This is a genomic window from Paraburkholderia sp. BR14320 (assembly GCF_040948665.1).
Lineage (GTDB): Bacteria > Pseudomonadota > Gammaproteobacteria > Burkholderiales > Burkholderiaceae > Paraburkholderia > Paraburkholderia youngii.
This window is the reverse complement of record NZ_JBFPKG010000053.1, coordinates 35,972-50,636: the sequence shown is the minus strand read 5'-3', so window position 1 is coordinate 50,636 and position 14,665 is coordinate 35,972. Positions and strand designations below refer to the sequence as shown.

The 14,665-nt window shown below is 66.9% G+C and carries 10 protein-coding genes; 5 read left to right on the top strand and 5 right to left on the bottom strand.

The window, feature by feature from the left end; translation table 11 throughout:
* Positions 1–1,519: pseudouridine synthase (locus tag AB3X89_RS32485; protein ID WP_368586914.1), on the top strand; the 1,519-nt coding region annotated here is incomplete at its 5' end.
* A gap of 96 nt (positions 1,520–1,615) precedes the next feature.
* Here the strand turns inward: AB3X89_RS32485 and def are convergent.
* The 5 genes from def to AB3X89_RS32460 form a co-directional block, all read right to left on the bottom strand.
* A complete protein-coding gene (gene def, locus AB3X89_RS32480; RefSeq protein ID WP_368586913.1) occupies positions 1,616–2,149 on the bottom strand; it encodes a peptide deformylase in 534 nt (177 codons plus the stop codon).
* Complete coding sequence (ligA, locus tag AB3X89_RS32475) at positions 2,149–4,212, bottom strand: NAD-dependent DNA ligase LigA (RefSeq protein ID WP_368586912.1); 2,064 nt, start codon at positions 4,210–4,212, stop codon at positions 2,149–2,151. Before ligA ends, def begins: the two co-directional genes overlap by 1 nt.
* Before the next feature lie 166 nt (positions 4,213–4,378).
* Positions 4,379–5,695, bottom strand: a complete 1,317-nt coding sequence (locus AB3X89_RS32470; RefSeq protein ID WP_368586911.1) for a cell division protein ZipA C-terminal FtsZ-binding domain-containing protein — start codon at positions 5,693–5,695, stop codon at positions 4,379–4,381.
* A 113-nt stretch (positions 5,696–5,808) separates the two neighbouring features.
* Positions 5,809–9,327, bottom strand: coding sequence for a chromosome segregation protein SMC (gene smc, locus AB3X89_RS32465; protein ID WP_368586910.1), 3,519 nt, complete (start codon positions 9,325–9,327; stop codon positions 5,809–5,811).
* Between the two features lie 180 nt (positions 9,328–9,507).
* Entirely contained in the window at positions 9,508–10,545 is a 1,038-nt protein-coding gene (locus AB3X89_RS32460; RefSeq protein ID WP_368586909.1) for a DMT family transporter, read from the bottom strand.
* 374 nt (positions 10,546–10,919) lie between these two features.
* On the opposite strand from AB3X89_RS32460, the gene dapC reads away from it, so the two are divergent.
* The 4 genes from dapC to dapE all read left to right on the top strand — a co-directional run bounded on the left by dapC (position 10,920) and on the right by dapE (position 14,660).
* On the top strand, positions 10,920–12,140 hold the full coding sequence (gene dapC / locus AB3X89_RS32455) for a succinyldiaminopimelate transaminase (RefSeq protein WP_368586908.1): 1,221 nt from the start codon (positions 10,920–10,922) through the stop codon (positions 12,138–12,140).
* Between the two features lie 61 nt (positions 12,141–12,201).
* Entirely contained in the window at positions 12,202–13,029 is an 828-nt protein-coding gene (dapD, locus tag AB3X89_RS32450; protein ID WP_008923562.1) for a 2,3,4,5-tetrahydropyridine-2,6-dicarboxylate N-succinyltransferase, read from the top strand.
* Positions 13,029–13,394: an ArsC family reductase gene (locus AB3X89_RS32445; protein WP_368586907.1), complete on the top strand. Its 366-nt coding sequence runs from the start codon at positions 13,029–13,031 to the stop codon at positions 13,392–13,394. Before dapD ends, AB3X89_RS32445 begins: the two co-directional genes overlap by 1 nt.
* 126 nt (positions 13,395–13,520) lie before the next feature.
* Positions 13,521–14,660, top strand: coding sequence for a succinyl-diaminopimelate desuccinylase (gene dapE / locus AB3X89_RS32440; RefSeq protein ID WP_368586906.1), 1,140 nt, complete (start codon positions 13,521–13,523; stop codon positions 14,658–14,660).
* Positions 14,661–14,665: the final 5 nt, after the last annotated feature.

Sequence of the window (14,665 nt, the reverse complement as noted above, 5' to 3'; positions counted from 1 at the left end):
CTTCGAAGGCAGCGCTCAGGGTGGCGAACGTGCCCCCCGGCGCGAATTCGGCGAGCGTGGCGAACGAGCACCGCGTCGCTTCCAAGGCGGCGCTGAGCGCGGCGAACGCGCGCCCCGTCGCGAATTCGGCGAGCGTGCAGAACGCGCGCCGCGTCGTTTCGAGGGCAATGCGGAGCGCGGCGAGCGCGCACCGCGCCGCGACGACGGCGAACGCCGTTCGTTCAGCGGTCCGCGCGCAGGTGCGGGCAGGCCGTCGGAAGGCGGCCCGCGTGACGACCGCCCGGTGCGCCGGGAGCGCGATACCGCCGACCGTCCGCGCTTCGGCAGCGATCGCGGTGAACCGCAACAGCGTCGTGGTGGCGATCGAGGCGAGCGCAGCGACAGCGCCCCGCGCCGCTTCGAAGGCGAGCGTGGCGAGCGCAACTTCGCGAAACCCGTAAAGGGCGGCTACGGCGAGCGCACCGAGCGTCCGGCGCGCGCCCCGCGTGAGGACCGCGGCGAGCGCGGTGCACGCGGCGGCGACTGGACGCCCACGCGACGCGAGTCTGGCGACCGTGCCGCACGCGGCGGTGAACGTACCGAGCGTCGCGAGCGTCCTGCGCGCAGCTTCGACGACACGCTGCCAGCCGCAAACCGCCGCTTCGGCGACGACCGGCCCGCCCGCGCCGCCAAGCCGCGAACCTCGGCATCGGCAACAGCCCAACCCGTTGACACCACCATCGACACCCCGCACCCGCCCCGCCGCGATCGAGAAGACGCGCCGGGCATGCTGCGTCTGTCGAAGCTGATGTCCAAGCTCGGCCTGTGCTCGCGCCGCGAGGCCGACGAGTGGATCGAGAAAGGCTGGGTCATGGTCGACGGCGAGCGCGTCGATACGCTCGGCACCAAGGTGTTCCCGGATCAGCGCATCGACATTGACCCGGCCGCCGAAGCCTTTCAGTCGAGCCAGGTGACCGTGATCGTCCACAAGCCGGTCGGCCTCGTGTCGGGACAGGCGGAGGACGGCTATCAGCCGGCCATCACGCTCGTCACGCCGGAGAATCGCTGGGAAGGCGACCATTCGGGCATCCGCTTCTCGGTGTCGCATCTGCGCCAGCTCGCGCCGGCCGGACGTCTCGACATCGATTCGACCGGCCTGCTGGTGCTGACGCAGGACGGCCGCATCGCGAAGCAACTGATCGGCGGTCATTCGGACGTGGACAAGGAGTATCTGGTGCGCGTCGCCTACGGCGATCACACGGTCGACGTCGAAAGCCATTTCCCGGCCGAAAAACTCGCTCTGCTGCGCCACGGCCTGTCGCTCGACGACGTCGCGCTGAAGCCCGCGCAGGTCAGCTGGCAAAACGGCGAGCAGTTGCGTTTCGTGCTGCGCGAAGGCAAGAAGCGTCAAATTCGCCGCATGTGCGAACTGGTCGGTCTCGAAGTGGTGGGCCTGAAGCGCGTGCGCATGGGCAACGTGATGCTCGGCGCGCTGCCGCCGGGACAGTGGCGCTATCTGTCGGAAGACGAATCGTTCTGAGGTTCGTCCAATGCGCGTCGTTGCTCGGAGCGGGCGCATCGGCACAACAAAAAACCCACGCACTCAGGCGTGGGTTTTTTGTTGGCGGCAGCCGTGTCAGTCGTCGCTATTCGGATCGAGATCGGGAAACAGGATTTCGGTAAAGCCGAACCTCGAGAAATCGGTAATCCGCATCGGATACAGCTTGCCGATCAGATGATCGCATTCGTGCTGCACGACCCTTGCGTGAAAGCCCTCGGCGACCCGATCGATCGGATTGCCGAACTGATCGAAGCCGTGATAACGGATCATCGAAAACCGGCTCACCACGCCGCGCAGTCCCGGCACCGACAGGCAACCCTCCCAGCTCTCTTCCATGTCCTGCGACACCGGCGTAATGGTCGGATTGATCAGCACCGTCTCCGGCACCGGCGGCGCGTCCGGATAGCGCTCGTTCGAGCCGAAGCCGAAGATCACCACCTGCAGATTGACGCCGATCTGCGGTGCGGCAAGACCCGCGCCATTTGCCGCGTGCATGGTCTCGAACATGTCTTCCACGAGCCGGTGCAGCTCGGGCGTGTCGAAGTGATCGACCGGCTCGGCGATTCGCAGCAAGCGCGGATCGCCCATCTTCAGAATGTCGTGAATCATCAGTGCCCCTCCAGGAGCTTGCGCATACCATCTTCGTCGAGTACGGGGATGCCGAGTTCCTCGGCCTTCGCGAGTTTGCTGCCCGCGTCGGCGCCCGCCACCACGTAACTGGTTTTCTTCGATACCGACCCCGCGACCTTCGCGCCGGCCGCCTCAAGCATTTCCTTCGCGTCCTCGCGCGACAGGTTCGGCAGCGTCCCGGTCAGCACCACCGTCTGGCCGGCCAGCACGCCCTGGGGCGCCTTCGGCGCGGGCGGACCCTCGGGCCACGTGACTCTGCCCGGCGCGCGCAGTTGCTCGATCACCGTGCGGTTGTGATCCTCGGCGAAGAACTGATGGATCGATTCGGCGACGACCGGCCCCACGTCGTTGACTTCGAGCAGCGCTTCGAGCGACGCATCCATGATCGGATCGAGCGAGCCGAAGTGCTTCGCAAGATCCTTCGCGGTCGATTCGCCGACATGGCGAATCCCCAGCGCGTAGATAAAGCGCGCGAGCGTCGTGTGCTTGGCCTTTTCGAGCGAGTCGAGCAGGTTCTGCGCCGATTTATCGGCGAAGCGGTCGAGCTCCGCGAGCGTCGCAAAGCCGAGATTGAACAGATCGGCCGGCGTGCGGACCAGGTTCTGCTCGACCAGCTGATCGATGATCTTCTCGCCGAGGCCGTCGATATCGAGCGCGCGGCGCTGCGCGAAGTGCCACAGCGCCTGCTTGCGCTGCGCCGGACAGAAGAGCCCGCCCGTGCAGCGCGCAATCGCCTCGTCGGGCAGCCGCTCGATCGCCGAGCCGCACACCGGGCACTGCGTCGGCATCACGAACTCGCGCGCATCGGCCGGACGACGGTCGAGCAGCGCGCTGACCACCTCCGGAATCACGTCGCCAGCACGCCGCACGATTACGGTATCGCCGATGCGGATGTCCTTGCGGCGCACTTCGTCTTCGTTATGCAGGGTCGCGTTCGTGACCGTCGCGCCGCCGACGAACACCGGCTCCAACCGCGCGACCGGCGTAATCGCGCCGGTGCGGCCGACTTGCACGTCGATCGCGACGAGCTTCGTCAGCGCTTCCTGCGCCGGGAATTTGTGCGCGAGCGCGAAGCGCGGCGCGCGCGACACGAAGCCGAGCCTGTCCTGCTCGTCGCGCCGGTTCACCTTGTAGACCACGCCGTCGATGTCGTACGGCAGCCTGTCGCGCTTTTCGCCGACCGCGTGGAAGAAGCCGAGCAGGCCTTCGGCGCCACGCACGACCGCCCGCTCGCCATTGACCGGCAAGCCCATTTCCTTGTACCAGTCGAGCAGTTCGCTATGCGTGGCTGGCATCTCGATGCCGTCGAGTACGCCGATCCCATATGCGAAAAACGACAGCGGCCGCTGCGCGGTGATCTTCGAATCGAGCTGGCGCAAGCTGCCCGCCGCCGCGTTGCGCGGGTTCGCGAATTCGCGTTGCCCGGCGGCGCGCTGGCGTTCGTTCAGACGCTCGAAATCGCGCTTGAACATCAGCACTTCGCCGCGCACGTCGAGCACGTGCGGCACGCGCTTGCCCTTCAGCTTCAGCGGAATCGAGCGGATCGTACGGACGTTTTCGGTGACGTTCTCGCCAGTCGTGCCGTCCCCGCGTGTGGACGCCTGCACGAACACGCCGTCGACGTAGCGCAGCGAGATCGCAAGACCGTCGAATTTCAGCTCGGCCGCGTAGTCGACGGGGACCGGCGGCTCGCTAGCGTTGTTGCCGAGCGCGTCGCCGATGCGCTTGTCGAACGCGACGATGTCTTCGTCGGCGAAACCGTTGTTCAGCGACAGCATTGGCTGATCGTGCACGACCGGTTCGAAACCGCTCGCGGCCTCGCCGCCGACGCGCTGCGTCGGCGAATCGGGCACGATCAGATCCGGATGCTCGGCCTCGATGCGCTCCAGTTCCTTGAACAGCTTGTCGTACTCGGCATCCGGCAGATCCGGCTGATCGAGCACGTAGTACGCGTAGTTCGCGCGTTCGAGTTCCGCGCGCAACCACACGGCCCGTTCGGCCGGAGCGCTGGTTGCGGAAGAAGGGACGGAGGATCGGGCCATGCTGTCGGAGGCTTCTCGAGATGAAAGTCGGACATCGGATTATCGCAGGAAGCGTGCCCCTTTACATCGGTGAATACCGGGCGAGCCATGCTGCAACGCAAGCCGGAAACGACGACGGCCGCACATCGTGCGGCCGTCGTCAAAACGGGTGGAACGCTGAAACGGCTTACTGGCTGAACAGGCGCCGCGTGGCCGGCGAACCGGCCGGAATGCCCGCTTGCTCCAGCTTTGCGTACAGCGTCATCAATTGCTTTTCGATCGCGAGCAGCGCGCTTTCGGGCAACGGCCGACGACCGTCGTCGACCACGCGGCCGCCGATGCGCTCAGACAGCGACTTCGCGTAATCGCACATCAGACGGAACGGCAGGATGTCTTCGTCGGCGACCGGCACGTCGAGCACCAGCGTGATCATCTCGCCGCCTTTGTACGTGAGGTCGTCGCGCAGGAAATTGGTGTCGCCGAATTGCAGCATGAATACCGGGTTTTGCCGCGAGTCGAGCTTGACGAAGCGCGTGCCGTCACGCGACAGCAGCAGACCGTCCTGCGACGCGACCGCCTGCACGTAATTGGCCGACCACGGCGCGCCGTCCGACAGCACGTTGATCGACAGCTGTGCGTCGCACTGGGCGGCAAAGCCGTCGAGCTCGCGCGCCATCGCGACGGTTTCGAGCATGTCGGGGAATTCCGGCGCGGCGTCGAGCGCGTCGGCGAACTGCTGCACGCCGGTCACGAACTCGGAAAATTCGAGCTCGTTGAGCGCGCCGCTGCGGTTCGCGAGCTGCGCGGCCGCGCGCAGTTCTTCGTAGCGCGTGCCGTTCTGCAGCAGCTCCCACGCGCCGCCGCCTTCAGGCTTGCCTTCGATATGCACCGGCTTGCTGCCCGCGCGACGCAAGCGCTGCGCGAGCGGCAACACTTTGTCGCCGGCCACGGGGCCATTCAGCCGGATCGGCACGATACAGTCGATGCGCCGGTCGACGATGGCCGGTGGCGCCGACGAAATCGTCGTGGCAGCCGGCAGGATCGGCTCGACCCGCTCGTGCTCGGTGGACGCCGGCTGGGGCGCGGCCGCTTCGGCGACGGGTCGCTCCACGTCCGCGTCCGGCGCCGCCGCATGCTCGCCTTCGCCGGCGGTATCGGCATCCGCCGACGGATAACCGTTCGGCGACGTCATCTCGGCCTGGATATCGGCCGGTGTATCGAGCGGCGCCGCGCCCGCGCCGAACGTCGGCTCCACGCGCGCGGCGCTCGAATGCGCGGTCGCTTCGGCGCTCACGCTGGGCTCACGCCGCGTGGTCGGCCGGGCCGGCTCGATGAACGGACTCTGCTCCTCATGCTCGTCGCGGGCAAAGCTCTCGGCGGTGTCGGCCGGCATCGGCCGCGGCATCTTGCGACGCACCTTCGCGCCCTGCCACGCGTTGTACACGACCACGCCCCCCACCACCACGGCACCTGCGCCGATCAACCCGAGTGTCAACTCGTCCATGCATGCTCCATCAGCAATTCTTCTATCCACGCGGGCCTGTCGTCCGCTCCACGTACCGCGCGGCTCTCATCGAGGCCGCTGCGCTGGATGCGGATGCCCGCGAAGGCGTTAACTCAAACAATATTCTGGGCGAAACCCGCCGCCGTTTCCATGTCGACCGCGACGATCCGCGAGACGCCCTGCTCCTGCATCGTCACGCCGATCAGCTGTTGCGCCATCTCCATCGCGATCTTGTTGTGCGAGATGAACAGGAACTGGGTTTTGTCCGACATCGCCCGGACCAGATTCGCAAAGCGCTCGGTGTTGGCGTCGTCGAGCGGCGCGTCCACTTCGTCGAGCAGACAGAATGGCGCCGGATTCAGCTGGAACATCGCGAACACGAGCGCGGTCGCGGTCAGCGCTTTCTCGCCGCCCGACAGCAGATGAATCGTCGAATTCTTCTTGCCCGGCGGCTGCGCCATCACCTGCACGCCGGCGTCGAGGATTTCGTCGCCGGTCATGATCAGCTTCGCCTGGCCGCCACCGAAGAGACGCGGGAACAGTTCGCCGAAATGACGGTTCACTTCATCGAACGTGCTTTGCAGCAGCGTGCGCGTCTCGGCGTCGATCTTGCGGATCGCGTCTTCGAGCGTTTCGATCGCGCTCGTCAGGTCGGCCGACTGCGAATCGAGGAAGCTCTTGCGCTCGGTCGCGGCCTTCAGCTCGTCGAGCGCGGCCATGTTGACCGGCCCGAGCGCGATGATCGCGTTGTTGATGCGGGTGACTTCGCCCTGCAGGTACGACGGCTTCAGGTCCGGCGTCAGCTTGGCCTGCAATTCGGCTTCATCGACCCCGGCCGCGCTCAACTGCTCGACGAACTGCTCGCCGTTGATGCGCGCGGCCTGCTCCTTCAACTGCAATTCGTTGATGCGGTCGCGCAGCGGCTGCAGCGCGCGCTCGGCGGTGAGGCGCGTTTCATCGGCCGAGCGCAGCTTCGCGGTCAGGTCGTCGAGCTCGACGCGCGCGGCGCGCAGCGCCTCTTCCTTGACGGCGCGGATATCGAGCGCGTCCTGCAGACCGGTGTGCGCGGTCTGCTCGTTGATCGTTTCGAGCTCGGCGCGAGCATCTTCGAGCGAGCCCGCGACGCGCTCGCTCTGCTCATGCGCGACCTGGATGCTGCGCTTCAGTTCGTCGATGCGGTTCGCCATGTTGCGCGCGGCGAAGCGCGCGTCGGTGGCGGCGCGGTCGAGATCGCGTGCCTCGCCGCGGGCGGTCGTCAGTTCTTCGTCGAGCGCTTCGAAGGCGAGCTGATGGTCTTCGAAGCGCGCCTGCAGTTCGGCGAGCTCGCCGTCGTGACGCTCGAAGTTCGCTTCCGATTCCGCGCGCAGCGCACGCTGCTCGTCGACCTGCGCGGCGATCTCTTCGAGTTCCTCGCGAATCTGCGTGCTGCGCTGTGTGTAGCGCTCGTGCGCCTGAGTGAGCTTCAGCACGTCCATCTGCAACGCGTGGACCCGCTGCGTCGCGCGCTCGGCCTGCTGACGCATTTCGGCGAGCGCTTGCGCGGCTTGCGTGTGCGCGGCTTCGGCGCGGATCGCGGCGGCCTTCGCCTCGTCGGCGAGCAAGGCCTGCGCACGCACCTGGCGGCCGAGGTTCTCGATTTCCTGCTGACGCGCGAGCATGCCGGCCTGTTCGGAATCGGCCGCGTACAACTGCACGCCGACGCGCGTGACCACGTGCCCCGCCTTCACGACGAATGCGCCGCCGTCGGGCAGCTGCGCGCGCATCGAAAGCGCCTGCTGCAAATCGTCGGCGACGTACGCGCGGCCGAGCCAGTCGGTCAGCACCGCGCGGATACCCGCGTCCTCGATGCGCACGAGCGACAGTAGCGAGCGCAGCGCGCCGGCCGCCAAGGCCGGCTGGCCGGCCGCGGGCGGTGCGTAGAACGCGAGCTTGGCGGGTGGCGCGTCGGTTGCGAACGCCTTGACCCAGTCGAGATTCGACACTTCGAGGGCCGCGAGGCGCTCGCGCAACACCGCTTCGAGCGCGGTTTCCCAACCGGCTTCGACATGCAGCTTCTTCCACAGACGCGGCAGGCTGCCCAATTCGTGCTTGTCGAGCCACGGCTGGATCTTGCCTTCGGTCTGCACGTTTTCCTGCAGCTGCTTGAGCGCGGCGAGGCGCGCATCGAGCTGATGGATCTGCGCGCTTTCGGCCTGCACGCGCTCCTGCGCGGCGCGCCGTTCGCCGTCGAGCCGCGGCAGTGTTTCCTGCGCATCGGCGAGGCGTTCCTGCGCGTCGTGCAGGATTTCCTCGTGCTCGGCGAGCTGCATGCGCAACTCCTCGAGCTGCGCCTCGTCGGGCGCGTCGAGCCCGCCTTCTTCCGATTTCAGCCGCTCCTGGCGCTGCTGCAGTTGCTGCAATTGCTGATCGGCATTGCGCTGATGCGCGGCTTCGAGCTTCAGCGCCTGCTCGGTCTGTGCGATGCCGGCGCGCTCGGTGTTCAGCTCCGCCTGCGCGTCGCGCCAGCGCGCTTCGAGCGCGGGCAGCGCGTCGTGCTTAGCGGCGGCGTCCTCTTCGGCCAGCAGGGCTTTTTCTTCGGCGACGGCCAATTGCTCTTCGGCGTCGGCGATATCGTCCTGCGCCTTGTCGGCTTGCGATTGCCATTGCTCGCGCTGCGCCGTGAGCGCAGCGATCTGCGCCTGCACGCGGTTGCGCGATTCGACGATGAAGCGGATCTCGGCTTCCAGCCGGCTCACTTCCGCGTTCGCCTCGTACAGCGCGCCCTGCGCGCCCTGCATCGCGTCGCTCGCCGAATAGTGCGCGACGCGCAGCGTTTCGAGTTCCGCCTCGACTTCGCGCAGCTTCGCGGTTTGCGCCTCGAGGTCGATCTGCGCCTGTTCGATCGCGCGCTGCTGGCGCTGCTGCTCGCCAGCCGCTTCGTTCTTGCGCAACAGCCACAGCAGACGCTGCTTTTCCTCGCCGTCGCTTTGCAGCTCGCGATATCGCGTCGCGACGACCGCCTGCCCCTCCAGCTTCTCGAGATTCGTGCCGAGCTCGCGGATGATGTCCTCGACGCGCGTCAGGTTCTCGCGCGTGTCGTGCAGACGGTTCTCGGTCTCGCGGCGGCGCTCCTTGTACTTCGACACGCCGGCGGCTTCTTCGAGGAACACGCGCAGCTCTTCGGGCTTCGCCTCGATCAGCCGCGCGATCATGCCCTGCCCGATGATCGCGTACGCGCGCGGCCCGAGGCCGGTGCCGAGGAAGATGTCCTGAATGTCACGGCGGCGTGCCGGCAGATTGTTGATGTAGTAGCTCGAGGTGCCGTCGCGCGTCAGCACGCGCTTCACGGCGATCTCCGCATACTGGCCCCACTGGCCGGCGGCGCGGCCGTCTGCGTTGTCGAACACGAGTTCGACGCTCGCGCGGCTGCCGGGTTTGCGGGCGGTCGAGCCGTTGAAGATCACGTCCTGCATCGACTCGCCGCGCAATTCGGAGGCGCGCGATTCGCCGAGCACCCAGCGCACGGCGTCGATGATGTTGGATTTGCCGCACCCGTTCGGACCGACCACGCCAACCAGTTGGCCTGGGACCTGGAAATGCGTGGGATCGACGAAGGATTTGAAGCCAGCGAGTTTGATCGAGGTGAGCCGCACGGCGATTTCGCTGTTTGAAAAGAGAGTGTGATAGGTGGCTCGCGAGGTTGCGCCAGTCGTTCACCGCCGTGGCGGGACGGCCCCACGCAACCTCGCGAGCCTTCGCAATTTGGTTGCCGGCTGCATGCGCTCATGCACATCGGAGGCACAGGTGCGCATGCGCCGGCTAATGAGGGGGAATCATACCATCGCGCGTGGACGATTCTTACCGCCCTTTCGGTGGTCGTCGCTGTCGCCGTCTCGGCCGTGTTGGTCACCGCGCGGGTCACCGCGCCCATCGTCGCCGCCCGGCCCGTCCGTGTCGCCGATGGCCGGATCGGGCGGCACCGTCTTCGTCCGATGCACCCAGCTCGACAACGCCGATGCGAGCACGATGCACGCGCCGCCGGCCCATTCGCGCGGCCCCGGTACTTCGCCGGCGAACAGCCACGCCGACAGCGCCGTCACGACGAGTTCGAACAGCATGATGATCGAAGCGCGATTGGCCGGCACACGCGAGAGCCCGTACTGCACCAGCATATTGTTCGACGCGAGCAGCAGACCGAGGCCGAGCACGAGCAGCGCCGCGGTACCCAGATGCGCGCCGGTGGGCGGCGCGGGCATCGGCTCGATGAGCGAGGCGAGCGCGCCGAACAACGCCGCGCCGCCGAAGATCACCGCGGTGCGCATTTCGGGCTTCATGTCCGGCAGGACGCGGCTCGTCTTCAGGATCAGCACATTGCTCATCGCGAAGCCCATGCCGCCGGCGAGCCCAGCCCATTCGGCGGGATTGCCAGGCACCGGAACGCCGAGCCGCGGCGACCACAGCATCGTCATCGCGCCCGCGAGCGACAGCGCGGCCAGCGCCGCGCCCGACCACGTGAGCCTCTCATGCAGGATGAAATGCGCGAACAGCGCGGTCCACGCGGGCGTCAGATAGAACAACAGCAGCACGCGCATCACCTGACCGTGAATCGCGCCCCACACGAAGCCCAGATTTGTGACGCCAGCGGCGAGCGCGAGCGCCGGCAGCAGCCAGTGCCATCGCACGGTCTTCAGCGCGCGATGCCGCACGAGCAGCACGAACAGGCAGCCGGTGCCGCTCGTCAGCGCGCTCGCTGCGGTGCCGGTCACGCCGAGCGCGGCGAGCATGCGCAGCGGGTACCAGACCATCCCCCAGACCGACGCGCCCAGCATGATCGCGAGCGTCGGCCAGCCGTTGCGAAGCCAGTTGGTCATGGGGCCGGACTCCGACGAGCGTCGCGGGTGGGTCGGATGAGGGCCCGGCCGGCCGTCTGCTGCTCTGCTGCGTACATTTGCTGCTCCTGCGTATTCTTTTACGCGAACCGTAGCGGATTCGCGCCGTTCCCGCCGCGGCGCGCCGGTGCGCCGCCTCACGGATTGCTGCCGCGCCGCGCGGCAAGCTCCCGCTTGGCCCGCGGGCGCGCCACGCTATAATCGTCCGTTCGCCGCCGCTGGTGGCCGGCTCGTCGCTGGCCAGTGCATCGCGCGCAGGGATGCCGATTCATGTTTGATGCGCCGACGCCCGCCGGCGCGCTTGCCCGGTTGTCCCGACTTTCATCCGCGTTCATTCCGATCAGGCCCACTCGTCCGTGAATCCGCTACTCGACTCCCTTCAGCCCTATCCGTTCGAAAAGCTGCGCCTGCTTTTCAAGGACGTCACGCCGCCGGCCGGCCTCGCGCATATCAGCTTCGGCATCGGCGAGCCTAAACATCCGACGCCGCCGCTGATCCGCGACGCCGTCATCGCTTCGCTCGGCGGCCTCGCTGCCTATCCGGCCACGCTCGGCTCGGCGCCGCTGCGTGAGTCGATCGCGAAGTGGGCCACGCAACGCTACAACCTGCCGCCGCTCGATCCGCTGACCGAGGTGCTGCCGGTGTCCGGTTCGCGCGAAGCGCTGTTCGCGCTTGCGCAGACGGTGCTGAACCCGCGCCGCGATGCCGACGGAGAGCCTGCGATCGTACTCTGTCCGAACCCGTTCTACCAAATCTATGAAGGCGCGGCGCTGCTCGGCGGCGCGCAGCCGTATTTCGTCAATAGCGACCCGGCGCGCAACTTCGCGTGCGACTACTCGGCGGTGCCCGCGGAGGTCTGGGCCCGCACGCAACTGCTGTACGTCTGCTCGCCGGGCAACCCGACCGGCGCCGTGCTCACGCTCGACGACTGGCGCGAACTGTTCGCCCTATCGGACCGCTACGGCTTCGTGATCGCGTCGGACGAGTGCTACTCGGAGATCTATTTCGACGAGTCGAAGCCGCCGCTCGGCGGTCTCGAAGCGGCCCACCGGCTCGGCCGCGGCTTCGAGCGCCTCGTGATGCTGTCCAGCCTGTCGAAGCGCTCGAACGTACCGGGCATGCGCTCGGGCTTCGTCGCCGGCGACGCGTCGATTCTGAAGTCGTTCCTGCTGTACCGCACGTACCACGGCGCGGCGCTCTCCACCGTGTACCAGAGCGCGAGCGTGGTCGCGTGGAGCGACGAGACGCACGTGCGCGAGAACCGCGCGAAGTACCTGCAGAAGTTCACGACCGTCACGCCGATGCTCGCCGACGTGCTCGACGTGCGCCTGCCCGACGCCGCGTTCTACCTGTGGGCCAATGTCGAGCGCACCGGCCTCACCGACACCGAGTTCGCCCAGCGCCTCTACGCCGACTATAATGTGACGGTTCTGCCGGGCTCGTTCCTCGCGCGCACCGCGCACGGCGTGAACCCCGGCCGCAATTTCGTGCGCCTCGCGCTCGTCGCCGATGTCGACGAATGCACGGCAGGCGCGCAGCGGATCGTCGAATTCTGCCGATCTCTCGCTGCGGCTTGAGCCGCACCCGAGCCGCACCGCACCCCATCTCCAGACATCAACCCTTCATAAAATCACGCATATGTCGCAACAACTTCAGAGCATCATCGATACCGCCTGGGACAACCGCGCCGAGCTGTCGCCGAAAGCCGCGCCGGCCGAAGTGCGCGAAGCCGTCGCCCACGCGATCGAGCAACTCGATAAGGGCGCGCTGCGCGTCGCCGAAAAGAAGGACGGCGACTGGGTCGTCAACCAGTGGCTGAAGAAGGCCGTGCTGCTGTCGTTCCGTCTGGAAGACAACGCGCCGATGCCGGCCGGCGGCTACAGCCAGTTCTACGACAAGGTGCCGTCGAAGTTCGCGAACTACACCGCTGAAGACTTCGCCGCCGGCGGCTTCCGCGTGGTGCCGCCCGCGATCGCGCGCCGCGGCTCGTTCATCGCGAAGAACGTCGTGCTGATGCCGTCGTACACCAACATCGGCGCATACGTCGACGAAGGCACGATGGTCGACACGTGGGCCACCGTCGGTTCGTGCGCGCAGATCGGCAAGAACGTGCACCTGTCGGGCGGTGTCGGCATCGGCGGCGTGCTCGAGCCGCTGCAGGCGAACCCGGTCATCATCGAAGACAACTGCTTCATCGGCGCGCGCTCGGAAGTCGTCGAAGGCGTGATCGTCGAGGAAAACTCGGTGATCTCGATGGGCGTGTACCTCGGCCAGAGCACCAAGATTTACGACCGCGAAACCGGCGAAGTCACGTACGGCCGCATTCCGGCGGGCTCGGTCGTGGTAGCGGGCAACCTGCCGTCGAAGGACGGCACGCACAGCCTGTACTGCGCGGTCATCGTCAAGAAGGTCGACGCGAAAACGCGCGCGAAGGTCGGCCTGAACGAGTTGCTGCGAGGCGACTGATGGCGCGCGGCACCAAAACCGTCATCTACGGTATTCCGAACTGCGACACCGTGAAGAAGGCCCGTGTGTGGCTCGAAGAGCACGGCGTCGAGTTCGAGTTTCACGACTTCAAGAAGGCCGGCGTAACCGAGCCGCTGGTGCAGGACTGGTTGAAGGACGTCAAACTCGACGCGCTGCTGAACCGCCGCGGCACGACGTGGCGCGCGCTGTCCGACGACATGAAGGCGGCCGCGGAAACGCAGCCGGGCGCGATCGCGCTGATGATCCACAAGCCGTCGGTGATCAAGCGGCCGGTGCTGGTCGTGAACGGGCGCGTGAAGTCGCTCGGTTTTTCCGCTGACGAGTACGCGGCGCTGTTTGCCTGAGCGACTGCCAGGCACGAGGTAGCATGACGCGCGGCCTCGCGCCGCGTCGTTCAAAGGCTGTTGCCGGCTGCGGTGGCTCACCGCGAGCCGGCATTTTTTCATTTCAAAGTGGCTTGTACTGAATCCATGTCCGGCACCCTCGCCCTTACCGAACAACTGATCGCGCGCGCGTCCGTGACGCCCGACGACCAGCATTGCCAGCGTCTGCTGATCGAGCGCCTGGCCGCGCTCGGCTTCGAGCACGAGACGATCGAATCCAACGGCGTGACCAACCTGTGGGCCGTAAAACGCGGCGTCGACGGCACCGCGGGCAAGCTGCTCGCGTTCGCCGGTCACACCGACGTGGTGCCGACCGGCCCGCTCGAACAATGGCGCTCGGCGCCGTTCGAGCCGACCCAGCGCGACGGCAAGCTGTACGGCCGCGGCGCGGCGGACATGAAGGCGTCGATCGCCGGCTTCGTCGTCGCGAGCGAGGAGTTCGTCGCGGCCAACCCTCAGCACCGCGGCTCGATCGCGTTCCTGATCACGAGCGACGAGGAAGGCCCCGCCACCGACGGCACCGTCAAGGTCGTCGAAGCATTGCAGGAGCGCGGTGAGCGCATGGACTACTGCATCGTCGGCGAGCCGACGTCGAGCGAGCGGTTCGGCGACATGGTCAAGAATGGCCGGCGCGGCTCGATGTCGGGCAAGCTGATCGTCAAGGGCGTGCAAGGCCATATCGCTTATCCGCATCTGGCGAAGAATCCGGTGCACCTGCTCGCGCCCGCGCTCGCCGAGCTCGTCGCCGAGCGCTGGGACGATGGCAACGAATATTTCCCGCCGACCACCTGGCAGGTGTCGAACATCCACAGCGGCGCCGGCGCGACCAACGTGATCCCCGGCCATGCGGACGTGATGTTCAACTTCCGCTTCTCGACCGCGAGCACCGTCGAAGGCCTGCAAAAGCGCGTGCACGCGATTCTCGACAAACACGGCCTCGAATACGAACTGCATTGGACCGTGAGCGGCCTGCCGTTTATCACCCCGCGCGGCGAGCTGTCGAGCGCGCTCGCGCAAGCGATCAAGGACGAGACCGGCGTCGACACCGAGTTGTCGACCACCGGCGGCACGTCGGACGGCCGCTTCATCGCGCGCATCTGCAAGCAGGTGATCGAGTTCGGTCCGCTGAACGCAAGCATCCACAAGATCGACGAACATATCGAAGTCGCCGATATCGAGCCGCTGAAGAACGTGTATCGCCGCGTGCTCGAACAACTGATCGCATAACCAGG